Genomic DNA, 22464 nt, shown 5'->3' on the forward strand with positions numbered 1-22464 from the left:
GACAGGGTCCCCGCGAGGCGGCGGGAGGAGCGGCCATGAGACCCGTCGGAGTCGGTGACCTGATGACCGACGAGGTCGTCCCGGCCGTGCCCGCCGCCTCTCGCCCTCCTCGACGAGGCGAACCGTGTGGGCGGCGTCGTGTCCTGGAGCTACCTGCCGGGCCGACGGGAGACGGGGCGCCCGGAAGCGGATCCGGTCCGGGCTCCGCAGGCTTCTGCCCCGACAACCGTGTCCGCGTCCGCCGGTCCGACGGCCGGTGGTCCGACGGCCGGTGGATCGGCGCCCGCCGTTCCGGCCGGGGTCCGGCACGCCGCCGCCGACGTCATGTCGGCCTCAGCGGTGACCGTCCGCACCGCCCGGAGACGGGGACGGATTCCCCCGAGCACGCGCCCGCCCCGGCCGGGGCCGTGCCGGGGCGGAGGAGGTCGTCATGAACCCACGCATCGTCGTCGGCTTCGACGGAACCGCGGAGAGCGTCGCGGCGTCCCGCTGGGCCGCGCGGGAGGCGGTCCTGCGCGGCGTGCCCCTGCATCTCGTCCATGTCGAGGAGACGTTCACGGTCCTCGGCGTCCCCTCGGCCGGACCGGGGCCGCGTCACGGGGACGCCGACCCGCTGCTGCGCGGGGCCCGCGAGGAACTGCTGGCGCTGCACCCGCGGCTGCGGATCGGCTCCGAATCGCTCGGCGGCCGCCCGGCGGCGGCACTGGTCGGTGCCGCGGCGGACGCGGACATGCTGGTCCTCGGCTCCCGGGGACTGGGCACGCTCGCGGGTGTCGTGCTCGGTTCCGTCGGCATGGCGGTCGTCCACGCCCTGGAGCGACCTGTCGTCCTGGTGCGTGCCACGAGGGACACGGGGCCGGGCCCGCGCGAAGGGCAGGCCGAGGGCGACGTGGTCGTGGGCGTCGACCCCGGTCATCCGTGCGACGCCCTGCTCGCCTTCGCGTTCGAGGAGGCGTCATCGCGTCGTTGCGCGCTCGTCGCGGTGCACAGCTGGACACCGCCCCCGCTGGCCGGTTACGGAGCCGCGTACAGCCCGGAAGGCCACGCGCGGATGGCCGAGGCCATGAAGAACGAGCTGGACGACCTGCTGAAGCCCTGGCACGACAGGTTTCCGGCAGTCGCCCTCGACGCCCGGTCCGAGATCGGACGCCCGGCCGAGCAGTTGCTGGAAGCGGGCGCCGCGGCGGCTCTCGTGGTCGTCGGCCGCCGCGTCCGCCGGTCCCGGATCGGGGGGCACATCGGTCCGGTGGCCCACGCGATGCTCCACCACTCCACCGCCCCGGTCGCCGTCGTCGCCCACAGGTGAGCCCCCGCCCGCAGTGCGGACCACGGCATGCGTACGACGGGCGGGGCGGGGCCGTGCCGTACGCGACGGGCGCGGCACCGCCCGCGCGCTCCGGGCCCGGAAGGCCGGCCCCGGAGCGGTCCCCGTCGGTACCACACGCCTCGGCCACCCGTCTTCGTCCTTCGTCGCGCGCCTCCGTCAGGCGTCCTCGTGGCCGTCGGCCGTGGTCCTCTTCACCGGGATACGGTGTGGGGCCTGCCCCGCCCCGGACTCCAGCGTCACGCGCATGGTGAGGATGCCGTCCTCGTACTCCGCCTCGACCCCGTCGGGCGGGATGCGGGCGGGGAGACGCACCGTGCGGTGGAACGAGCCGTAGCGGAACTCGGAGTGGTCCTTCTCCTCCTTGCTCTCGGTGTGCTCGGCCCCGACGGTGAGGGTGTCGCCCTCGACCGTGATGTGGATGTCCTTCTCCGGGTCCATCCCGGGCAGTTCGGCGCGCAGTGTGTACCGCCCCTCCTTGCTGCTCATCTCCATCGGGATGGTGTGGACATCGGGCGCGGACCGCCACGGGAAGCGGGGGAAATCCGTCCCGAACCAGTCCGTGAGGTCGGGGAAGCGGCCGTGCCTGCGCTCCGGGTGAGTTCCTGACATGGTGTCCTCATCGTCCTTTCCCGCGGCGGCCGCGCCGCCGCTCGTCTCCGTCCGCCGTGGTCCGTGACGCTCGCGGCGGCCCGTTCCACGAGGGGTTCCCGGCCTGGGTCGGCCGCTGCCGGTCCTCAGTAGGGCATGGGACGGCCGGAAGGTGTACGCAGATCCGGCTCGGGGGGTCTGCGGGGGCTCCTCGGCCGGATCCGGATCCGTGTGCGCCACATGGTTCTCACCTCTTCGGGAGGCGGAATCGCTTCTCCGGAGGACGGAACCGCTCCAGCCGCTCCGGGGGCGGTCCGGGACCTGCGTCCCGTCCGACTTCCACGATCGCTCCGCGGACGGGGACACCGCAGTGCCGAGTGGGCCACAGCATGGAGGGGCCGATCGGCCCATGGCCGGGACCGTCCGGAATCGGGGGCCGGTCCCACGGAAGCCCCGGACGGGGCCGGGGCCCGATCCCGTCGCCGGTACTGGTCCCGGCACCGGAGTGGATCAGACGCCCCGGTAGAGGCGTTCGAGGTCGACGAGCATGACCTCGCCCCGTGCGTGGGCCGCGTACAGCTCGGGGCTGAACCCGGCGGCGCCGTAGAGCGCCAGGCGGACACGGCCGGTCCCGTCGCGGGTTTCGAGGCGCTCCAGGACACGGCGCAGGCGCTGCAGATGGTGCATGTCCATGCTGGTGTTCCAGCGCGCGATCCCCAGAGACAGGAGAGGGCCGCTCAGGAGACCTTCCTTGCGGCGGACCACGACCTCGGCGTCGAGCCCGGCGGTCGCCGAGGGGTCGCTGAGGGAACCGTGCGCCGCGGTGACCCGGTCGGCCCCGAGGGCCGTCCAATCGGCGTACGAGGCGGCCCAGTCCCGGCAGACCTGGGCGAACCGGCGTCCGGCGACCAGCGTGTCGAAGTCGGTCCGCGCCTCCTGCCACACGGTTTCGGCATCGCTCTGTTCGAGGGCTGCCCTGCGCGGGCGTGCCACCGCGTGCTCGAAGGCGAGAAGCGGGTCCGCGATGTGGTGGCGCGTGATCCCGGGCTGCAGTCCGTCCGGCTGCGAGTGGAGCAGGCCGTGGTTGCGGAGGAGGGCAAGGGCGCGCGAGGTGTCGGCGAGCTGCTGCCCGAGGTAGGCGGCCGCCCCGCCGTGGGTCGTGCAGCCCATGGCCAGCGCGGTGAGCACGGAGTGGCAGATGACACGGCCCCGGGGCCCGGTCTCCTCGTCGAGCAGGTGGCGGGCCTCGTGGAACAGCGGCATGCGCGGATTCAGCACGGTGCGGCAGACCCAGGCGTCGAAGTCGTCGAGGCCGGCGGGGACGTCGTCGTTCACGTAGTCGTGCCGGTAGGCGGGCGTGCCTCCGACCACGGTGTGGACGAGGAAGGCGAGCCTCGGGTCGTCGATCCCCCACAACCGTGCGGCCTCGCGGAAGTCCAGGGGCCGGATGTCGAGTATCAGGCGGGTGAGGGCGCGCAGCGGGGCGGACGAGGCGAACAGCCGGGTCATGACCGGCGCGGTCTCACCGGCGAGCAGCAGGCGCGCGCGGTTCCCCGGCGGCCGGTCGGAGTGCCGGAGGGCGCCCTGGATGACGGACGGGAGGGCCGGGCTCGCCGCGACGAGGTCGGGGAACGAGTCGATGACGACGGGCAGGGGCCGGTCGTCGCCCAGGGCCAGCAGGGCGTCGAGGCACTCCTTCCAGCCGCGCCAGGGACCGGGCCGCCCGGCCTCGCGGTGGCGCGCGTACTCCTCGCCCACCCTGCGCAGGGCCTCGGCCTCGGTGGCCTGCTGGCCGCAGAAGTAGAACCCGCCCGTGGCGCGTGCCACCGATTCCAGCAGGAGCGTCTTGCCCTGGCGGGGGCGCCCCGTGACGACGCCCAGCTCCGTCCCCGGACGGGGGTCCCCGGCGAAGGACACCAGGGCCTCCCATTCGTTCTCCCTGTCGAAGAGCCGGTCGGGTCTGGGCGGGCGGCCCGGGCCGGTGACCGCGGTCTGCTGCTGTCCGTGTACGGCGTTCACTCCAGGCACCTCCGGAACCGCCCCGGGCTCCGCCGCGGGATCGTCCCGGGGCTACGGCGCTCCTTCATTCTCGGACGGGCGGACGGCGGGCGCGCGTCGTGCGGTCCGTCCCGCCGTGGCCGACCGCACCGGTTCGGTGGCGTTCCGGGCGTCAGGGGCCGCCGCGGGGCAGCCGGAACCAGTGCTGCTCCCCCGCGCCCACCGTCACCAGGCGTTCCCCGGCCAGTCGGACCGGCAGCGGCGGCGCGAGCCGTGACCGGGGCACGCGGATGCCCAGCCGGCCGGGAAGGAGCCGGATCCGGATGTCCCGGTGCCCGCGGCAGCAGAACGTGAAGGCGCAGCGCGGCATCTCGCGCAGCGGCACGGGGTCGACGCACAGTCCGTCCGGCCCTGCTTCCAGGCCCACGACGCCGCGTTCGACGAGATCGAGGGTGCCGCCCATCGCGCCGAGGTGGATGCCCTCGCCTGTGGTGCCGCCCTGGATGTCCGCGACATCGCTGAGCAGGGCCTCCTCGCAGTGGCGCCAGGCGTCACGGCCCCTCTCGCGGGCGAGCACCCAGCCGTGCACCAGGCTGCTGAGGGTGGAACCGTGGCTGGTGCGGGCCAGGTAGTAGCGGACGGTCGCGCGCCAGGTCTCGTCGTCGAGCCGGTATCCGAGGCGGTCGAAGAGGGCCCGCAGCTCGGCGGGGCGGAAGAGGTGGCCGAGCATCAGTGCGTCGGCCTGTTTGGACGCCTGGTAGCGGTTGACCGTGTCGCCCTCGGACTCCAGGATCCGGTCGAGGCGGCGAATGTCGTGGTAACGGGCGCGGTAGCCGTCCCAGTCCAGTTCGGCCAGGTCCCCGTAACCCTCGAACTGGCTGATGACCCCGTCGTGGAACGGGACGTGCACACGGCGGGAGATGTCGTCCCAGCGGGCCGGCGTCTCGTCGTCGAGGCCGAGCCGCGCGGCCAGTTCCTGCCGGCGGGTCCCGGGCAGTGCCTCGAACGTCTCCACCGCGCGGGCCAGCACCCAGGCGGCGGTCACATTCGTGTAGGCGTTGTCGTCGATGCCGGGCACGGTGGCGTCGGGATAGGCGTCGTGGTACTCGTCGGGTCCCATCACGCCGCGGATGCGGTAGCGGGCGAGTTCGGTGTCGTACTCGGCGGCGGCCGCCCAGTGGTGGGCGATGTCGAGCAGCAGCTCCGCCCCCGGTCCCTGGACGAACCCGGTGTCGCCGGTGCTCTGCCCGTACCGCCACACGTTCCAGGCGATGGCCGATCCGACGTGGTGCTGGAGGTGCGAGTGGTCGGGCAGCCAACGGCCCGAGCGGGGATTGAGGTGCAGTCGCTGGGTCTCCTCCTCGCCCGAACCGCCGCTCTGCCAGGGGAACATCGCCCCCGCGGTGCCCGCCCGGCGGGCCGCGTCACGGGCCGCGGGCAGGCGGCGGTGGCGGTACATGAGGAGGCCCCGCGCCACTTCCGGGAAGTGCAGGGTGAGGTAGGGCAGCACGAACAGTTCGTCCCAGAAGACGTGTCCTCGGTACGCCTCGCCGTGCAGGCCCCGCGCGGGCACCCCGACGTCCAGCTCGGCCGTGTGCGGGGAGAGCGTCTGCAGGACGTGGAAGAGGTGGAGCCGCAGGATGCGCCCGGTCTCGCCGGGCACCCTCAGTTCGCCCTGGCTCCACAGTCGTTCCCACGCCGCGTGGTGGGAGACGAGCAGGCCGGCGAACGCCGGCGCGTGCGTCACGTGCGCGACGGCGCGCGGGAGGGGGTCGCCCTGCGGGCGGTCCGACGACGTGTACAGGGCGGCGCACTTCACGACGACGGCGGAGTGCCCGCGCGCGACCGGAAGCCGGAAGACCTGGACCGTCCCCCTGTCCGTGCAGGCGGCCGCCACCGGGACGAGCGGCCGTGCGGACGTCCGGACGGCGACGCCGATCCGGATCCGCGAGGAACGGGTGCGGCAGGACAGCCAGGCCACGCCGTCCGTCTCGACCCCGGCCCGGTGTCCGGTGAGGTGGCGGGGGTCGAGGCCCCGGTAGCGCTCGACGCCGGTGTTGGCGACGTCGCCGTCGATGACGGACTCCGCCTCGACCGTTCCGCGCCAGCCGTACGCGTGGAAGGTGGTTCTCTGCGCGGCCAGGAAGGGATCGGCCATGTGGACGAGCCTGACGTGGGTGACGCCGAGCCCTCGGCCGTGACCGTCCTGGAAGAACAGGCGGCGGGTGAGCACGCCGCGGCGCAGGTCGAGCGAGACCTTGAAGTGGCGCAGGCTCGGGTCGTCGGGCGTGAGCCACTCCCCCTCCGGTCCGCCGTCCGGCAGGCACCGGTAGCGCAGGCGCGACCAGTCGGGCAGGTTGACCAGGTCCTCGTTGCGGACCTGTTCGCCGTCGACGTCGGAGGTGAGAGGGTCGTAGCAGCCCGCCGCGTACGTCCCCGGGTAGTGGACGGGCCCGGTGGGCGACTCGGGTGCCGACCCGCGGGTGGCGAACCTGCCGTTGCCGAGCGTGCACAGGGCCTCGACCGTGCGTTCCCGCGCGGGGTCGTAGCCGCCGAAGTCCCAGGTCCAGCCGGTGTCCGTGCGCGTGCTCAGCGGGCGCGGGCTCATGGCCGGACCGGGGCGGCGATCTCGTCGTGCGGTGCCCCGCCCGGCACCACATCGAGGGCCCCCGTCTCCCCTGTACGCGCGAACACGTCGTACGCCTCCTCCGTCCGTTCCGGTTCGAAACGGTGGGTGATCAGGGTCGACGCGGGCAGCCGCCCGACGGCAGTCATGCGCAGCGGCATGGGCGTCGAGTACGTGTCGACCGGTCCGGTGGTGAGGGCGATGTCCGTGAGCCGCGGGTCTTCGAGGTGCGGCGTCGCCGGACGGCCGGGCGCTCCGATGTCCGCGACACGTCCTCCGGGCCGCACCATGCGGACGCGCACCTCGAAGGTCTCGGGCACACGGGCGGCCTCGTGGTCCGGGATCCCTCCCGGGGGCCCGTCGGGCACGTCGCCCTTGACGATGCGGAGATCGCTGCCGCGGATCGTCGCGACGTCCACGCGGACGACGACGGCGTCGTCGGCGGCGGCGCCGACAGCCGGGGCGGGAACGTCCTGCCACGCGGTTCGTGCCGGCCCCTGGAAAACGTGTGCCTCCACGACGGCGTCCTTCCCGTGCGGTGATTTCCGGGCGGTGCTTCCGCGCCGTGTTTCCCGGACGGTGTTCCCTTGCCGTGTTTCCCGGGCGGCGTTCCCGTGCCGTGCCCGCCCGCTCCGGCGCGTGTGTCTGCCCTCGCCCCCAGGCTGACCCGGCGCACGGCCCCCGCGCATGGGCCGGTCGGCCCCCGCCCGGCCCCGTCGGCCCCTGGCCCCCGTGGCGTCGGGGGCGCGAGGGTGAGAGCGTTGCCTCCTGGCCGACGAACGGTGAACGGTGAACGACCACCGTCCGGGTCCGTCCGGGTCTGCCCGGACGGTCCGGTCGGGTCCCCCGGTCCCGGTCGGCCGGCAGGTCCGCCGGTCCCGCCCATCCACCGAGGAATGCCATGACCTCTGCCCGCTACACCGTCGCCGACGTGATGACGAAGACCGTCGTCACGGTCGCGCCCGACACGGAATTCAAGGAGATCGTCACGGTCATGGAGCGGTGGAAGGTCACCGCCGTCCCGGTCGTCGACGACGAGTCCCGTGTCGTCGGCGTCGTCTCCGAAGCCGATCTGCTCGCGAAGGAGGAGTTCCGCGCACGCCGGATCGGCATGATCGAGCAGATGAGGCGTCTCGGCGACACCGCCAAGGCGGGTTCGGTCCGGGCCGGTGATCTGATGTCGAGCCCCGCGGTCACGATCCGGCCCGACGCGCCGCTTCCGCAGGCGGCCCGCCTCATGGCCGACCAGCGCGTCAAACGCCTTCCGGTCGTGGCCGCCGACGGCGGCCTCGAGGGCGTCGTCGGCCGTGCCGACCTCCTCAAGGTGTTCCTCCGGCCCGACGAGGCGCTCGCCGCCGACGTACGCCGAGAGGTCGTCGACCGGCTGTTCCCCGGCGCGGACCGGCCGGTGGAGGTCGCTGTCGCCCAGGGCGTGGTCACCTTGTCCGGTCGCATCCACGACAGCTCCCTGATTCCCGTCGCGGCCCGGCTCGCGCAGTCCGTGGAGGGCGTGGTCGACGTGGACTGCCGGCTCGAGGGCGCGGCACGCGCCTGAGCCGGCAGTCCCGGACGCTCCTGGAGGAGCGGCGCGGCTTCGTGAACGACACGCCGTTCAGGAGTGCGGGACGAGCAGGACCGGGCAGTGCGTGTGGTGCAGCACGGCGTGGGTCACGTGCCCGAGCGGAGAGCCGATGTGGTGGGAACGCCGCCGCGCCCCCATGACGATCACGTCGACGTCGGCCGTCTCCCGCACCAGCGCCTCGGAGACGGACCCGGCGCGGACGACCCGTTCGGTCATGGAGAGGTCCGGGAACTCCGCGCGCACGGCCTCGACGAGCCGGGCCGTGTCCCGCGTGCGCTCCTCGGCGAGCCGGGTCGCACCCTCCAGGACGGTCGCCACGTCGCCGAGGTTCTCGAAGGAGACCCACGCACTCACCACCCGCAGCGCGGCGCCGTCCCGGTCGGCCAGCCGGGCGGCGGTGCGCAGTGTCTCCCTGTCGCGTTCGTCCCGCGCCGCCACCAGCACGACGCCCGCCCGTTCGCGTTCCTCACCGGGCACGACGACGACCGGGACCGACGCGTGGGCGACCAGGTCGAGCGAGTCCGACCCGACCAGCAGGGGCGCGAATCCCCCGCGCCCGCGCGAGCCGACGACCACCGTGGCGTCGGGGTCCGCCTCGCCGAGCAGACAGGGTGTCGTGCGGTTCTCGCACAGGGTGGTGGTCACCGGGACGGCGGGGGCCAGCCGGCGGACCAGCCCGGCGGCATCGTCCAGCACCGAGTTCGCGAAGCGCACGATCCGTCGGCGGTCCTCCTCGGAGAGATACAGGCTTCCCCGACCGGTCCCCACGGCGTGCACGATGTGCAGCGCCGTCCCCCGGGCGGCGGCCTCGCCGGCCGCCCATCGCACGGCCCGCAGCGCGTGACCGGAACCGTCGGTGCCGACCACGACCGTCCCTGTCATGACCACGCCCTGCGGAGTGCTGCTCATGGTCACTCTCCTCGCGTTTCCGCGGCGCTCGCCGTTCCTCGGGCCGGGGGTTCCCGCGGCTCGGGCGGCTCCCCGAACCCAGAGGTTTCCGCAGCTCGCACGCTGGCGTCGTGGGCCCGTACGGTCATGCTGTGCCTCCTGCCGGGGCCGCGGGATGGGCCGGGCGGGCGCGAGACCAGGCCGGTCGGCCCATGCGCCGCGCTCCGGGGTGGCGCACCATGGACCCGACGAGGCACATGTGGAACGGCGGAAGGACCCGGGGTACGGCGGGGCGGTCGGCGGACCGGAACACCCGTGAGGGGCCGGAGCGGATCCCCCGACGGCCGGAACGGATCCACGAAGGACGTGTAGGACATGATGCGCGCAGAGAGTCACCCCGGCGAGTGCCGGGAACGGGCCCCTTCGGGAGAGCTGGGCCGCCGGGTGGCGATGCGGCGCGAACAGCTCGGGCTCAGCCGGGAGCAGGTCGCCGAGCGGGCCGGCGCCGCGCCGGGCTACCTCCAGTACGTCGAGGAGCACCAGGCGACACCCGGCATCGGGTTCCTGCTGCGGCTGGCCGAGGCGCTGGAGAGCACGGTGGCCGAGCTGACCGGGTGCACCGCCGATCTCCCTCCTGGCCTGGGCCACGCCGGATATCACACGCAGCTGCTGGAACTCGACCCCCAGGAGTGTCATCTGCTGCTGTCCACGCACGGCGTGGGCCGGGTCGGCACGATGACGGACGACGGACCCACCATCCTCCCGGTCAACTACGTCGTGGACGGCGAGCACATCGCCTACCGGAGCGCCCGCGACTCGCTCCTGACCGCTGTCGCGGGCCGGACGGTCGCCTTCGAGGTGGACCACGTCGACGAGGCGCTGAGCCAGGGGTGGAGCGTCCTCGTCGTCGGCACGGCGGCGGCCGTCGACGATCCGGAGGCCGCCCGGCGGCTGGACGAGCACGCCTACACCACGCCCTGGGCCGGCGGCCCGCGGAACGTGTGGCTGACGATCACCCCCACGCGCGTCACCGGGCGGCGCATCCGTGTCCTCGAGAGCCACGCCGCCCCGGGCGGTGACCACCGGCCGGACGGACGGAGCCGGGACGGTGCACGGGCCTGAACCCCGCCGCGCGGAGGGCCCGCCGCCATCGCGGGGTGCGGCGCGGGCGGTCCGGCCGCCGCGGGACCCGTTCGGCCCTGGTGTGCCGCTCGCGGCGCGGACCACGATGAGTGAGGACGGATCCGCACCGCCCGCGGGCAGCGGGTCCGTGCCGCCCGTCGACGACGAGGAGGGCGCCATGGGCACGGAGTCCGGGTTCTCGGCGGAGAGGCCGATCCGTGTGTTCCTGCTCGACGACCACGAGGTCGTCAGGCGCGGGGTGCAGGATCTGCTGGACGCGGAGCCGGACATCGAGGTCGTCGGCGACGCGGGCACAGCCGATCACGCGCTGGCCCGCGGCCCGGCGCTCCGCCCCGATGTCGCGATTCTCGACGTGCGGCTGCCGGACGGCGACGGCATCACGGTCTGCCGTGAACTGCGCTCCCGGATGCCGGAACTGGCCTGCCTGATGCTCACCTCGTTCGACGACGACGAAGCGCTGCTCGACGCCATCATGGCCGGCGCGGCCGGTTACGTGCTCAAGGAGATCAAGGGCTCCGACCTCGTCGCCGCCGTCCGCACCCTGGCCTCCGGGCGCTCCACCCTCGATCCGGCCACCACGGCGCGGCTGATGAACAGCCTGCGCGACGAGGAGTTCGGCGCCGAATCCGCACAGGACGACGCGCTGTCGGGGCTTTCGCCGCGGGAGAAGGACGTCCTCGCCCTGATCGGCGAGGGACTGACCAACAGCCAGATCGGCAAACGCCTCTATCTGTCCGAGAAGACGGTCAAGAACCACATCTCGCGTCTCCTGGCCAAGCTCGGGGTCGAGCGGCGCATCCAGGCCGCCGTGATCGCGGCGCACACCGCGGACTCCGCCCCGACCTCCGGTGGTGCGGGGCACCGCCGACGATGACCGTGGTCCCGGGACGCTCCCGGGGCCGTCGGGAGGGACGGGTCATCAGGACGGGGACGCCCGCGGGGAGGCCGTCGGAGCGGGCACGGCCCGGCGGACATCAGGGACATCAGGGCTGTCGCAGGGGTACCCGCCAGCTCAACCGGGTGCCATCGCCCCGCCCCGACGGTCCCACGTCCATCCCGCCGCCCAGCTTCTCCGCGCGCCGCGCCAGGTTGTCGAGCCCGCTCCGGGAGACCCCGTGCCCGGGCATCCCGATCCCGTCGTCGGACACGACGAGCGTCAGCCGCCCGTTGCCCACCGTCAGTGAGACGTCCACCGCCGCGGCCCGCGCGTGACGCGCGACATTGGTCAGGGCCTCGCCGAGGACCGCGATCACCTGCTCGGCGACATCGGCCGGAACGTCCGTGTCGATCAGCCCGGCCATGCGCAGGGACGGCTGGAACCCGAGGGTGCGGGCGGACTGCTCGACCGCCCTCGCCGTCCTGACGCGCAGTCCCTGTCCGGTCCGGCCTGGGTCACGGGCGCGGAGCCCGAAGATGGTCGACCGGATGATCTTGATGGTCTCGTCCAGGTCGTCCACCGCGCGCAGCAGCCGCTCGCTCGCCTGCGGCTGTTCCACGAGGCGTACCACGCTCTGCAGGGTCATGCCGGTGGCGAACAGCCGTTGGATGGCCAGGTCGTGCAGGTCCCGGGCGATGCGGTCGCGTTCCTCCAGCAGGGCGATCTGCTCGGCGGACTCGCGCCGCCCGGTGAGCTCCATGGCCAGGGCCGCCTGTCCGGCGAACGCCAGCAGGGGCGCGGTCTCCGTCTCCGTGAAGACGGGGCTGCCGCGTGCCCGGGCCAGCAGCAGCACCCCGCACGTCCGCCTGCCCGTGGCCATGGGGACGGCGACCGCGGGGCCGAGCCCCGCCCGCCTCAGGGGGCCGCCGTCGGTCCTCGGATCGTGCGCGAGGTCGGGGCTCGTGATGGGCTCACCGGCGTCGAGCGCGGCCCCGGCGAACGATCCCTCGCACGGCAGGGCCAGACCGCGGTACCGCTCGGCGTCCGGACCGGACGCCAGAGCCACACGGACGGAGTGTCCCCCGGAGGGAAGCGCCAGGATGCCGAGATCGGCGGCGAGAATGCGGGAGGAGCGGTCGACGATCATCCGCCGGACGTCGGCGTCGTCGGCGCCGCCCAGCAGTCCCGCGACGATCTCGTTGCCCGCCTCCTGCCAGCGTTGGCGGTCGCGCGTGCGTGCGTACTCGCGGGCGTTCTCGATGGCGACCCCCGCCGCCACCGCGAGCGTCGACAGAACGGTCTCGTCCTCCGCGTCGAATTCGCGCCCGCCGCGCTTCTCGGTGAGGTACAGGTTGCCGAACACCTCGTCGCGGATCCGGACGGGCACCCCCAGGAACGAGCGCATCGGGGGGTGGTTCGGCGGGAGTCCGTAGGACGCGGGGTGCCCGGAGAGCTCCGCGAGCCGCAGCGGCCGGGGACGGCGGATCAGCTCGCCGAGGATGCCGTGCCCCTCGGGCAGCGGGCCGATGGCCTCGCGCTCCTCGTCCGTGACGCCCACGGTCAGGAACTGGGTGAGCCGGGTCCCCTCCCCGACCACGCCCAGGGCCCCGTACTCGGCGTCGACCACGACGACGGCGGCCTCGACGATACGGCGCAGCACCTGCGACAGGTCGAGCTCCCGCCCGACCGACATGACGGCCTCCAGCAGCAGGGCCGCCTCGGCGGGGCCGCGCTCCACGGCGTCGAGGCGGCCCTGGAGATCCTCGGGCAGCGTGCTCAGCCGACGGCGTTCCCCACCGCGGTGTTCAGTCCCGGTGTCGCCCACGGTGCCTCCGTCCTGCCCCCACGCCTGCGGGGCCGGCCACACCTCCACGTTAATCTCCGTACGCCGATCGGCATCCGGTACGCGTCCCCGCCCCGTTCCCGCGGCTTCCCGGCACGGACCGCCGGGAGTCCTCCGTGCCGTCCGCGACAATGGTCACCGCACATGCGCAAGCGTGCACGGTACGCGCACCGCCGTACATGGCGGGCTCACCGTCGCACGCGCGGCATCCCCAGCCCGATCCACGAGATGATCTCCCGCTGGATCTCGTTGTTGCCGCCGCCGAAGGTGAAGACGACGGCGGACCGGTAGCCGCGTTCGAGTTCGCCGTGCAGCACGGCGCCCGCCGAGCCCTCCTTGAGGTGGGCCGCCGATCCGACCACCTCCATCAGCCAGGCGTAGGCGTCGCGGCGGGCCTCGGATCCGTAGACCTTGACGGCGGAGGCGTCCTGCGGGGTGAGGGTTCCGTCCTGGACGGCGGACACCATCCGCCAGTTGAGCAGCCTCATGGCGTCGAGCCTGGCGTGGGTGCGGGCGAGGAGGGCGCGGACCCAGCCGAGGTCGACGACGCGGCGGCCGTCGGCGATCCGGGTGTCCGTGGCCCAGCGCTGGACGTCGTGGAGGGCGCGGACGGCCATGGTGCCGTGGGCGGCGAGGGTGACGCGTTCGTGGTTGAGCTGATTGGTGATCAGCCGCCAGCCCTTGTTCTCCTCGCCGACGCGGTGGGAGACCGGGACGCGCACGTTCTCGTAGTAGCTCGCGGTGGTGTCGTGGGAGGCAAGCGTGTTGATCAGCGTGCAGGAGTAGCCGGGGTCGGTGGTCGGGACGAGCAGCATGGTGATGCCCCGGTGCGGGGGCGCGTCCGGGTCGGTGCGGACGGCGAGCCAGACCCAGTCCGCGGTGTCGCCGTTGGTGGTCCAGATCTTCTGCCCGTTGACGACGTACGTGTCGCCGTCGCGCACGGCCCTCGTCCTGAGCGCGGCGAGGTCGGTGCCCGCGTCGGGTTCGCTGTAGCCGATGGCGAAGTCGATCTCGCCGGAGAGGATCTTCGGCAGGAAGTGGCGCTTCTGCTCGTCGGTGCCGAACCGCATGATGGTGGGGCCGACGGTGTTGAGGGCCATCAACGGCAGCGGCACGCCCGCCTGGGCCGCCTCGTCGAAGAAGATGAACTGTTCCCTCGGGCTCAGGCCGCTGCCGCCGTATTCCACGGGCCAGCCGGCGCCGAGCCGGCCGTCGGCGCCCAGGCGCCGGATCGTCTCGCGGTAGAACTTCTTCTGCGCCGCGGGGTCGGTGTGGCGGACAGAGGCGTTCTCGGGGACCAGTTCGGCGAAGTACGCACGCAGTTCGGCGCGCAACTGCTGCTGCTCAGGCGTGTATGCGAGGTGCACGGCCCCTCCAGGAGTCTCGCGGTCGCGTCGCTCGTGTGCGGCGGCGCACACAGTAGAACGTGTTGCAAGAATCCGGAAGGGGCGGCGCGGCCCCGACGGGGGTCGGCGCTCGACGGCGCGCACCCGACGGGCGGTCAGCGCTTGACGGCGCGCAGGACGACGAACTTCGGGTTGCCCGCGACGGTGGCGCAGTCGCCGAAGATGCGGCGCAGCCGGATGTGGTGGCCGAGGTGCCGGTTGCCGACGACCCACAGCTCGCCGCCCGGACGCAGCGCGGCGTGCGCTCCCCGGAACATGGCGCGGGCCGTCGCGTCGGTGGTGGCCTGGTGGGAGTGGAACGGCGGGTTGTTGAGCACCAGGTCCACGCTGCCGGCCGGTACGTCCGTGAGTCCGTCGCCGACCACGAAGTCGGCCTCGGCGCCGGGTCCGGCGTTGGCCCGGAAGGTCTCCTCGGCGGAGGCGACCGCCTGGTACGACTCGTCGATGAACGTGACCCTCGCCTCGGGATTGGCGAGCGCGGCGGACAGCCCGACGACGCCGTTGCCGCAGCCGAGGTCGACGACCCGGTCCGGGCCGCTGCGCGCGGGAAGGTGGCCGAGGAAGAAGCGGGTGCCGATGTCGAGGCGGTCGGCGCAGAAGACCCCGGCGTGGTTGGTGACCGTCCGGCCGGAGGCCGGGCCGATGCCCTCGGGAAGGGCGTAGCGGAGCGGCCAGGGACTGGGGGTGCGCGCCTTCGCCGGATCGGGCGTGCAGAAGATGAGCCGGGCCTTCCTGACCGCCAGGGAGGTGCGGGTCGGGCCGATGATCCGCTCGAAGAGAGCGAGCGTGGAGGTGTGGATCTCCTTGACCATGCCGGTACCGATGACGACGGTGCCGGCGTGGACGGCCGGGGCGAGCCGGTGCAGCTGGTCCTCCAGGAGAGCGAGGCTCTTGGGGACGCGCACCAGCAGGACGTCGACGCGGCCGGGCGGCGTGTCCCTGGTGGACAGCAGACGCACGGCGTCCGCTCCGATGCCGTTGCGTTCCAGATTGGCGCGGGTCGCGCGCTGGGACAGGGAGGAATCGGTGATCAGCGCGGGACGGTGTGCCGCCAGGGCGGTGCCGAGGGCGCCCCAGCGGTCGCCCACCACGACCACGGTGCCCGACAGGCGGACCGGTTCCGTCCCGTCGGCGCCCTCCAGCCGTCGCAGCAGATACTCGTCGGCGGCGTCCCAGGCACGGAACGGATCGCGCGGGTCCTCGGGGCAGCGGGCCAGCTCGTATCCGGCCTCTGACGTCGTCAAACGGTTCATCGTGCACCCAGGCTAGCCGAGCCGCGGGGGGCGCCCCACACGCTCCCCGCCGCCGGCTCCCGGGTGCCGCCGCGCCGGAGCGGGCCCTGCGCTACGGCAGCACCTTGTCGATCGCCGAACGGCCCTCCTGGGCGAGCCTGCGCTCGGCCCATCGGAGGTTCTCCGGAGTCAGGTCCCGCCCGGAGGCGAGCACCAGGTCCTCCGGGGTCGGTTCATCGCTCCCACCCGTGTGCAAGAGGCTGTCGGGGGTCACTCCCCCGGTCAGGGATACGGATTCGGGCTCGTCGCTCATGCCGCCTCCTCGTCCTTTCCGACATTCTCGCGCCGCGCCCGGTCCGGCGCATCCCATGCCCGGGCACCCCCTCCACCACCCCGCCCGGCCCGCACAGGCGGCGCCACTTGACCTGCACATGATAGGTACACAGCGTTCACACCAGGGTCACGGTGCGTGTGGAAGGCTCCCGCTGACCAACCCACCACACGTCCGCCGCGGCGCCGTCCCCACCTCGTGACCGGTGTCGCGGCGCCCGTCCTTCCGGAGAGGACACCCCCACATGTCCCGTCTTCACCTCCGCCACCGGCGCCCGCTGCTGGCGACGTTCGCCGCGTTCGCGGTCCTCGCCGGCACCGCGGCCGCCGCGCCCGCGACCACCGCCCGGACCGCCGCCGCCGCCGCACCGCTCCAGACCCTGGACGACACGTACTACCAGGACGCGATGGGCAAGTCCGGCACCGCGCTGAGGAACGCGCTGCACACGATCATCAGCAAGCAGACCAAGATCTCCTACAGCCAGGTCTGGGACGCGCTGAAGAAAACGGACCAGGACCCCGCCAACTCCTCCAACGTGGTCCTCCTCTACTCCGGCCGCTCGATATCCAAGAACAGCAGCGGCGGCTCGGTCGGACAGTGGAACCGCGAGCACGTCTGGGCCAAGTCCCACGGCGACTTCGGCACCGCCACCGGCCCCGGGACCGACATCCACCACCTGCGCCCGGAGGACGTCCAGGTCAACTCCATCCGCGGCAACAAGGACTTCGACAACGGCGGCAGCCCGGTCAGCGGGGCCCCGGGCAGCTACACCGACAGCGACTCCTTCGAGCCGCGCGACGCGGTCAAGGGCGACGTGGCCCGCATTATCCTCTACATGGCGGTGCGCTACGAGGGCGGCGACGGCTTCGCCGACCTCGAACCCAACGAGCGGGTGTCCAACGGCTCGGCCCCGTACATGGGCCGTCTCTCCGTACTCAAGGCGTGGAGCCAGGAGGACCCGCCGGACGCCTTCGAGAAGCGGCGCAACGACGTCATATTCGACCAGTACCAGCACAACCGGAACCCGTTCATCGACCACCCCGAGTGGGTCGGGTCCATCTGGTAGGCGCCCGCCGGACGCGTGACCGCCGACGAGCCACCGGGCAGCCCGTCGGCGGCCGTGCCCCGTCCGCGGCCGGGTAGGCGACCGGTCCGCGCGCTCCCCGCACGGAGACGGCCGTTCGGCACGGGCGCGCGGGCGGCCGACGCTCACAGGCATGCGGGGCGCCGGGGCCGCTGGGAGACTGGGATGGTCCCCGACGGGCACGGGAGAAGCCCCGCGAAAGGCCCCGGGGGCGAATCCCCCGAGAGGAGTGAGCGCACCATGCCACGCGGATCTAACGCCAAACGGGAACGGCAGTACGAGCACATCAAGGAGAGCGCACAGGAGCGCGGGGTCGGCGAGGAACGGGCGGAGGAGATCGCGGCCCGTACGGTCAACAAGGCACGCGCCCGCGCGGGCGAGTCGAGGACCGCGAGCCGGACGTCCATCGAGGACATGTCGTCGTCCCGGCGCGGCGGTCTGCGCTCCCACAGCGGGGCGGCGGGTCCCACCCGCGACCAGCTCTACGAAGAGGCGAAGAAGAAGAACATCCACGGGCGTTCGAACATGACGAAGGACGAACTGGCCCGGGCTCTCGGTCGCTGAGCGCGCGTCGTCGGGGCCGGGCCGCGTGGCCCGGCCCCCTCGCGTCCGCCTCACCGGCGCATGCACGTCGTGGGCGGACGCGCGTCGACGGTCCCGGGCGCGTCAGCCGCCCCAGGTCCATTCGGCCACCTCGGGCAGGTCCACACCGTGCTCCCGGATCCAGTCGTGGTGACGGGTGCGGGCGTCGGCCATCGCCTGGCGCACCGCCACGGCCCGCACGCCCAGGCCGGGCACCCGGTCGATCACGTCCATCACCAGCCGGTAGCGGTCCAGGTCGTTGCGGACCACCATGTCGAACGGTGTCGTGGTGGTGCCCTCCTCCTTGTAGCCCCGCACATGGAGATGCGCGTGACCGGCCCGCCGGTAGGCCAGCCGGTGGATGAGCCACGGATAGCCGTGGTACGCGAAGATCACGGGGGTGTCCCGGGTGAACACCGCGTCGTACTCCGCGTCCGGCATGCCGTGCGGATGCTCGTCGCGGGGCAGCAGCCGTGCCATGTCGACCACGTTGACCACGCGTACGGCCAGTTCCGGCAGGTGACGCCGGAGCAGGTCGGCGGCGGCCAGCGTCTCCAGGGTGGGGACGTCACCGGCGCAGGCGAGCACCACGTCCGGTTCGCGGGAGCCGTCCTCGGTGCCCGCCCACTCCCAGACCCCGGCTCCCCGGGCACAGTGCGCGCGGGCCTGGTCCAGGGTGAGCCAGTCGTGGCTCGGCTGCTTGCCGGCCACGATCACGTTGACGTAGTCGCGGCTGCGCAGCACGTGGTCGGCGACGGAGAGCAGCGTGTTGGTGTCCGGCGGCAGGTAGACCCGGACGACCTCGGGGCTCTTGTTGAGGACGTGGTCGACGAAGCCGGGGTCCTGGTGGGAGAACCCGTTGTGGTCCTGACGCCAGACGTGCGAGGTGAGCAGGTAGTTGAAGGAGGCGATGGGGCTGCGCCAGGTCAGTCTGCGGGCGGTCCTGAGCCATTTGATGTGCTGGTTGACCATCGAGTCGACGATGTGGGCGAACGCCTCGTAGCAGGAGAACAGCCCGTGCCGCCCGGTGAGGAGGTACCCCTCCAGCCAGCCCTGGCACAGGTGCTCCGAGAGCACCTCCATGACGCGGCCGTCGCGCGCGAGGTGTTCGTCCGTCGGCAGGATGCGCTCCTGCCATGCCTTGCCGGTGGCTCCGTAGAGGGCGCCGAGCCGGTTCGAGGCCGTCTCGTCGGGGCCCATCACGCGGAAGTCGCGGCGGGCGGCGGTCGCGGCCATCACGGCCTCCAGGAGCCCGCCGAGCACCCGGGTCGGCTCGTGCAGCACGGTGCCGGGCTTGTCGACGGCGACGGCGTGCTCCTCCAGCGGCGGGAGGGGCAGCTCCCGCAGCAGCAGTCCGCCGTTGGCGTACGGGGTCGCTCCGAGGCGGGCGTCGCCGTCGGGCACGCAGTCGAGCACCTGCGGGGTGGGGCGGCCCGAGGCGTCGAAGAGTTCCTCCGGCCGGTAGGAGCGCATCCACTCCTCCAGTTGCCGCAGATGGCCGGGGTTGTCCCGGACACCGGCGAGCGGCACCTGGTGGGAGCGCCAGGTGCCCTCGACGGGCACACCGTCGACCTCGGCCGGGCCGGTCCAGCCCTTGGGGGTACGCAGCACGATCATCGGCCAGTGGGGTCGTTCGGCGGTGGCGCCGGTGCGGGCGGCGTCCTGGATCTCCCGGATGCCGTCGACGGCCCGGTCCATGGCGGCGGCCATCGCCCGGTGGACGGTGAGCGGGTCGTCGCCGCCGACGTAGAGGGGGTCGTGCCCGTATCCGCGCAACAGTGCGTCGAGCTCGGTCTCGGGGAGGCGGGCGAGGACCGTCGGGTTGGCGATCTTGTAGCCGTTGAGGTGGAGGACCGGGAGGACGGCTCCGTCGTGCACCGGGTCGAGGAACTTGTTGGAGTGCCAGGACGCGGCCAGCGGCCCGGTCTCGGCCTCGCCGTCCCCGACGACGCAGGCGACGAGCAGGTCCGGGTGGTCGAACGCGGCACCGTAGGCGTGGGTGAGGGCGTAGCCGAGTTCACCGCCCTCGTGGATGGACCCGGGGGTCTCCGGTGCCACGTGGCTGGGCACCCCGCCGGGGAAGGAGAACTGCTTGAACAGCCGCCCCATGCCGGGGGCGTCCCGGCCGATGTCGGGGTACCTCTCCGAATAGCTGCCCTCCAGCCAGGAGTTGGCGAGCACGGCCGGCCCGCCGTGGCCGGGTCCCCAGACGCACAGGCCCTGGACGCCGCGGGACTTGATGATCCGGTTGAGATGCGTGTGGACCAGGTTGAGTCCCGGCGAGGTGCCCCAGTGGCCGAGCAGACGCGGCTTGATGTGCTCGCGGGCGAGCGGCTCGGTCAGGAGCGGATTGGCCATGAGGTAGATCTGGCCGACGGCCAGGTAGTTGGCGGCCCGCCAGTGTGCGTCGAGTGCGGCGATCTCCTCGTCGGAGGGTCCGGGTGTCGCTGCCGGGTGGGCGGCGTGACTCATCTGCTTCTCCTAGATCGTGTCCGGCGCGGGGCGCCGTCCGCCGCCCGCACGGCGAGGTGCGGGCGGCGGACGACGGGCGTGACCGCGAGGCGGAAGATCAACCTCGTACGGACATACTCGGACGAATCCCTCGCCACGGCGAGTGTGCGGGGCGAGGAGTCGTCCGCCGGGCCCCGCGCGGGACGGAACACGGCTTCGGAGCGCGGCCTACCCGGATGCCCCGACGGACTCCGGGCCGTACCAGACCGTGGTCGTGTTGCAGAACTCGCGGATGCCGTGACCGGCGAGTTCGCGCCCGTAGCCGGAACGCTTCATCCCGCCGAAGGGCAGTGCGGGGTGGGACGCCGTCATGCCGTTGAAGTAGACGCCGCCCGCCTCCAGGTCGCGCACGCAGCGGCGGGCCTCCGCCGCGTCGCGGGTCCACACGTTGGAGCTGAGGCCGAACGGGCTGTCGTTCGCGAGCGCCACGGCCTCGTCCAGCGACTCCACGCGGTAGAGCGTGGCGACGGGTCCGAAGGTCTCCTCGCGGTGGATGCGCATGGCGGGGGTGACGCCGGTGAGGACGGTGGGTGCGTAGAACCAGCCGTTCTCCAGCTCGGGGCCGAGTCCCTCGGGCCGGCCGCCGCCGCACAGCACTTCCGCGCCCCGCCGTACCGCGTCGTCCACCAGCTCCTCCAGGTCGGCGCGGCCCCGTTCGCTGGCCAGGGGGCCGATGTCGGTGGACTCCCGCATCGGATCGCCGACCGTCAGGGCGCGCATGCCCGCGGTGAACCGCTCGGCGAACTCCTCGTAGACCCCGGCGTGCACGATGAACCGCTTGGCCGCGATGCAGGACTGGCCGTTGTTCTGCGTCCGGGCGGTCACGGCGGTGCGTGCCGCCGCGGCGACGTCCGCCGACGGCAGGACGAGGTACGGGTCGCTGCCGCCCAGTTCCAGCACGGTGTGCTTCACCTCGTCGCCGGCGATCGACGCGACCGAGCGACCGGCCGGTTCGCTGCCGGTGAGGGTGGCGGCGGCGACCCGGGGGTCGCGCAGGACCGACTCGACCGCGCCGGAACCCACGAGCAGCGTCTGGAAGCACCCTTCCGGGTATCCGGCCCGGCAGAACAGGCCCTCCAGGTACAGGGCCGTCTGCGGGACGTTGGACGCGTGCTTGAGCAGGCCGACGTTCCCGGCCATCAGCGCGGGAGCGGCGAACCGCACGACCTGCCAGAGGGGGAAGTTCCACGGCATCACGGCGAGGACGACGCCCAGCGGGCGGTGGCGGACGAAGGCCCTGGCGGCACCGGAGTCCGCCACGTCGGCCGGAGCGGGGTGCTCGTCCGCGAGGAGCTCCTCGGCGCGCAGCGCGTACCAACGCATCGCCCTGGCGCATTTGGCTGCCTCCGCACGGGCCGCCGCGAAGGGTTTGCCCATCTCGGTGGTCATGGTGCGCGCGATGTCCCGCTGGTCCTCGTCGAGGAGGTCGGCGGCCAGACCGAGCAGTTGGGCCCGCTCCTCGAAATCCGTGGTGCGCCAGTGCCCGAACGCGGCGTGGGCGGCGGCGAGCCTCTGCTCGATCTCCGCCGCTCCCAGCGCCTCGAACGTTCGGAGCGTCCGGCCGTTCGCGGGGTTGACCGTCGCGATGGGCATGCCTGTGCTCTCCTTGCCTCGGTACTTCGACCGTGCCGCGCCGTGCGCCGTACCGCAACGCGGGACCTTCCCGGACCGGCGCGGTACCCCGCCGGAATGCCGGACCGGCGCGGAGCCTGCGCGCGGGGCGCGCCGTCCGCGCCGGGGCGCGTCCCGGCCGAGCCGGTGGTACGGATCCCCGGGAGCCCGGCTCAGACGAGGACGGGGGCGGCGTCGGCCGTCGTGGTGACGTCGGCGGGCGTGTCCACGACGGCGACCGGTGGGCGGCGGAACTCAAGCCCTCCGGGCAGCGGCGCGGTCGGCGTGGTCCCGGCGGTGCGCGGCTCCTTCGCGTACCGGGTGAACCACACGACCTTGCCCTCGTCGGTGCGGCAGGTGCCCCAGCTGTCACTGAGCGCCATGACCCGGCCGAGACCACCGCCGCCGCCGTCGAGCAGCCGCGGCATCTCGGTGCTGCCGTCGGCGACGGAGACCGTGAGATGCCGCCCCGACCAGCGCAGTTCGACGACGCAGCGGTCGTGGTCGCCGACATGCCGGTGGACGTTGGTGAGCAGTTCCTCCACGCCCCGGCACACCGGACGGACGTGGAGTTCGAGACTCCAGTGGCGCAGGTGCGCGGCGACGATGCGCCGCACCTGTGATACACGCTCTGCCGAAACCTGGAATTCGACCAGATAGTGCCGGTCGATCTGAACGGTCATCGTCGAGGCTCCTCACATCGGGGCCCACTGACTTCGCCTCATCGAAACCAATGACCCCCCGAACACGAAGAGTGAGCGGATGTCACTTCTGGGTCACTCCACAGAGTGGCCCGTTGGAGCGGCCCCCGCAACACGGGGACGGCACCCCGGCC

At 73.1% G+C, this 22464-nt stretch carries 18 protein-coding genes; 6 read left to right on the top strand and 12 right to left on the bottom strand.

What is annotated here, in order from left to right:
- Positions 1–430 precede the first annotated feature (430 nt).
- Positions 431–1306: a universal stress protein gene (locus tag AB0E67_RS23005; protein WP_362029861.1), complete on the top strand. Its 876-nt coding sequence runs from the start codon at positions 431–433 to the stop codon at positions 1304–1306.
- A 177-nt stretch (positions 1307–1483) separates the two neighbouring features.
- Here the strand turns inward: AB0E67_RS23005 and AB0E67_RS23010 are convergent, their stop codons facing one another.
- From AB0E67_RS23010 to AB0E67_RS23025, 4 genes are all read right to left on the bottom strand, one after another.
- On the bottom strand, positions 1484–1936 hold the full coding sequence (locus AB0E67_RS23010; protein ID WP_362029863.1) for an Hsp20/alpha crystallin family protein: 453 nt from the start codon (positions 1934–1936) through the stop codon (positions 1484–1486).
- Positions 1937–2425: 489 nt separating this feature from the next.
- A complete protein-coding gene (locus AB0E67_RS23015; protein WP_362029866.1) occupies positions 2426–3934 on the bottom strand; it encodes an ArsR family transcriptional regulator in 1509 nt (502 codons plus the stop codon).
- Positions 3935–4085: 151 nt separating this feature from the next.
- On the bottom strand, positions 4086–6521 hold the full coding sequence (locus AB0E67_RS23020) for a glycoside hydrolase family 65 protein (RefSeq protein WP_362029868.1): 2436 nt from the start codon (positions 6519–6521) through the stop codon (positions 4086–4088).
- Positions 6518–7057 (bottom strand): hypothetical protein, encoded by a 540-nt coding sequence (locus AB0E67_RS23025; protein WP_362029870.1) that lies wholly within the window; start codon positions 7055–7057, stop codon positions 6518–6520. The genes AB0E67_RS23020 and AB0E67_RS23025 overlap by 4 nt, the downstream gene beginning before the upstream one ends.
- Before the next feature lie 383 nt (positions 7058–7440).
- Here AB0E67_RS23025 and AB0E67_RS23030 point away from each other — a divergent pair, with 383 nt between their 5' ends.
- Positions 7441–8094: a CBS domain-containing protein gene (locus tag AB0E67_RS23030; protein ID WP_362029873.1), complete on the top strand. Its 654-nt coding sequence runs from the start codon at positions 7441–7443 to the stop codon at positions 8092–8094.
- A 57-nt stretch (positions 8095–8151) separates the two neighbouring features.
- Here AB0E67_RS23030 and AB0E67_RS23035 read toward each other — a convergent pair whose 3' ends face one another.
- Positions 8152–9030, bottom strand: coding sequence for a universal stress protein (locus AB0E67_RS23035; protein WP_362029875.1), 879 nt, complete (start codon positions 9028–9030; stop codon positions 8152–8154).
- Between the two features lie 354 nt (positions 9031–9384).
- Between AB0E67_RS23035 and AB0E67_RS23040 the strand changes: the two genes are divergently transcribed.
- Both AB0E67_RS23040 and AB0E67_RS23045 read left to right on the top strand, forming a co-directional pair.
- Positions 9385–10131: a pyridoxamine 5'-phosphate oxidase family protein gene (locus AB0E67_RS23040; protein ID WP_362029878.1), complete on the top strand. Its 747-nt coding sequence runs from the start codon at positions 9385–9387 to the stop codon at positions 10129–10131.
- A gap of 178 nt (positions 10132–10309) precedes the next feature.
- Positions 10310–11026, top strand: coding sequence for a response regulator transcription factor (locus AB0E67_RS23045; protein WP_362029989.1), 717 nt, complete (start codon positions 10310–10312; stop codon positions 11024–11026).
- A 109-nt stretch (positions 11027–11135) separates the two neighbouring features.
- On the opposite strand, the gene AB0E67_RS23050 is transcribed toward AB0E67_RS23045, so the two are convergent.
- From AB0E67_RS23050 to AB0E67_RS23065, 4 genes are all read right to left on the bottom strand, one after another.
- Positions 11136–12854 (bottom strand): GAF domain-containing protein, encoded by a 1719-nt coding sequence (locus AB0E67_RS23050; protein ID WP_362029992.1) that lies wholly within the window; start codon positions 12852–12854, stop codon positions 11136–11138.
- A 206-nt stretch (positions 12855–13060) separates the two neighbouring features.
- Positions 13061–14239 (bottom strand): acyl-CoA dehydrogenase family protein, encoded by a 1179-nt coding sequence (locus tag AB0E67_RS23055; protein ID WP_362029881.1) that lies wholly within the window; start codon positions 14237–14239, stop codon positions 13061–13063.
- Positions 14240–14373: 134 nt separating this feature from the next.
- On the bottom strand, positions 14374–15531 hold the full coding sequence (locus AB0E67_RS23060) for a methyltransferase (protein ID WP_362029884.1): 1158 nt from the start codon (positions 15529–15531) through the stop codon (positions 14374–14376).
- Between the two features lie 91 nt (positions 15532–15622).
- A complete protein-coding gene (locus AB0E67_RS23065; RefSeq protein ID WP_362029887.1) occupies positions 15623–15823 on the bottom strand; it encodes a hypothetical protein in 201 nt (66 codons plus the stop codon).
- Between the two features lie 262 nt (positions 15824–16085).
- On the opposite strand from AB0E67_RS23065, the gene AB0E67_RS23070 reads away from it, so the two are divergent.
- Both AB0E67_RS23070 and AB0E67_RS23075 read left to right on the top strand, forming a co-directional pair.
- Positions 16086–16907 carry an endonuclease gene (locus tag AB0E67_RS23070; RefSeq protein WP_362029889.1) on the top strand — a complete coding sequence of 274 codons (822 nt, stop codon included), beginning with the start codon at positions 16086–16088 and terminating at the stop codon, positions 16905–16907.
- A gap of 258 nt (positions 16908–17165) precedes the next feature.
- Complete coding sequence (locus AB0E67_RS23075) at positions 17166–17489, top strand: plasmid stabilization protein (protein WP_073789416.1); 324 nt, start codon at positions 17166–17168, stop codon at positions 17487–17489.
- Between the two features lie 102 nt (positions 17490–17591).
- Here the strand turns inward: AB0E67_RS23075 and AB0E67_RS23080 are convergent, their stop codons facing one another.
- From AB0E67_RS23080 to AB0E67_RS23090, 3 genes are all read right to left on the bottom strand, one after another.
- Entirely contained in the window at positions 17592–19979 is a 2388-nt protein-coding gene (locus tag AB0E67_RS23080) for a phosphoketolase family protein (RefSeq protein ID WP_362029892.1), read from the bottom strand.
- A gap of 207 nt (positions 19980–20186) precedes the next feature.
- On the bottom strand, positions 20187–21611 hold the full coding sequence (locus AB0E67_RS23085) for an NADP-dependent succinic semialdehyde dehydrogenase (RefSeq protein ID WP_362029895.1): 1425 nt from the start codon (positions 21609–21611) through the stop codon (positions 20187–20189).
- 191 nt (positions 21612–21802) lie between these two features.
- Complete coding sequence (locus AB0E67_RS23090; RefSeq protein WP_362029898.1) at positions 21803–22312, bottom strand: ATP-binding protein; 510 nt, start codon at positions 22310–22312, stop codon at positions 21803–21805.
- Positions 22313–22464 lie beyond the last annotated feature (152 nt).

This window comes from Streptomyces sp. NPDC032161 (genome assembly GCF_040636995.1).
In the GTDB taxonomy this organism is placed as follows: Bacteria; Actinomycetota; Actinomycetes; order Streptomycetales; family Streptomycetaceae; genus Streptomyces.

What these genes read in the sequence shown, in the direction of transcription:
- AB0E67_RS23005 (WP_362029861.1), top strand. Translation starts at nt 431, where the DNA reads ATGAACCCACGCATCGTCGTCGGCTTCGACGGAACCGCGGAGAGCGTC.
- AB0E67_RS23045 (WP_362029989.1), top strand. Translation starts at nt 10,310, where the DNA reads ATGGGCACGGAGTCCGGGTTCTCGGCGGAGAGGCCGATCCGTGTGTTC.
- AB0E67_RS23090 (WP_362029898.1), bottom strand. Translation starts at nt 22,312, where the DNA reads ATGACCGTTCAGATCGACCGGCACTATCTGGTCGAATTCCAGGTTTCG.
- AB0E67_RS23035 (WP_362029875.1), bottom strand. Translation starts at nt 9,030, where the DNA reads ATGAGCAGCACTCCGCAGGGCGTGGTCATGACAGGGACGGTCGTGGTC.
- AB0E67_RS23040 (WP_362029878.1), top strand. Translation starts at nt 9,385, where the DNA reads ATGATGCGCGCAGAGAGTCACCCCGGCGAGTGCCGGGAACGGGCCCCT.
- AB0E67_RS23030 (WP_362029873.1), top strand. Translation starts at nt 7,441, where the DNA reads ATGACCTCTGCCCGCTACACCGTCGCCGACGTGATGACGAAGACCGTC.
- AB0E67_RS23080 (WP_362029892.1), bottom strand. Translation starts at nt 19,979, where the DNA reads ATGAGTCACGCCGCCCACCCGGCAGCGACACCCGGACCCTCCGACGAG.
- AB0E67_RS23075 (WP_073789416.1), top strand. Translation starts at nt 17,166, where the DNA reads ATGCCACGCGGATCTAACGCCAAACGGGAACGGCAGTACGAGCACATC.
- AB0E67_RS23060 (WP_362029884.1), bottom strand. Translation starts at nt 15,531, where the DNA reads ATGAACCGTTTGACGACGTCAGAGGCCGGATACGAGCTGGCCCGCTGC.
- AB0E67_RS23065 (WP_362029887.1), bottom strand. Translation starts at nt 15,823, where the DNA reads ATGAGCGACGAGCCCGAATCCGTATCCCTGACCGGGGGAGTGACCCCC.
- AB0E67_RS23020 (WP_362029868.1), bottom strand. Translation starts at nt 6,521, where the DNA reads ATGAGCCCGCGCCCGCTGAGCACGCGCACGGACACCGGCTGGACCTGG.
- AB0E67_RS23070 (WP_362029889.1), top strand. Translation starts at nt 16,086, where the DNA reads ATGTCCCGTCTTCACCTCCGCCACCGGCGCCCGCTGCTGGCGACGTTC.
- AB0E67_RS23010 (WP_362029863.1), bottom strand. Translation starts at nt 1,936, where the DNA reads ATGTCAGGAACTCACCCGGAGCGCAGGCACGGCCGCTTCCCCGACCTC.
- AB0E67_RS23085 (WP_362029895.1), bottom strand. Translation starts at nt 21,611, where the DNA reads ATGCCCATCGCGACGGTCAACCCCGCGAACGGCCGGACGCTCCGAACG.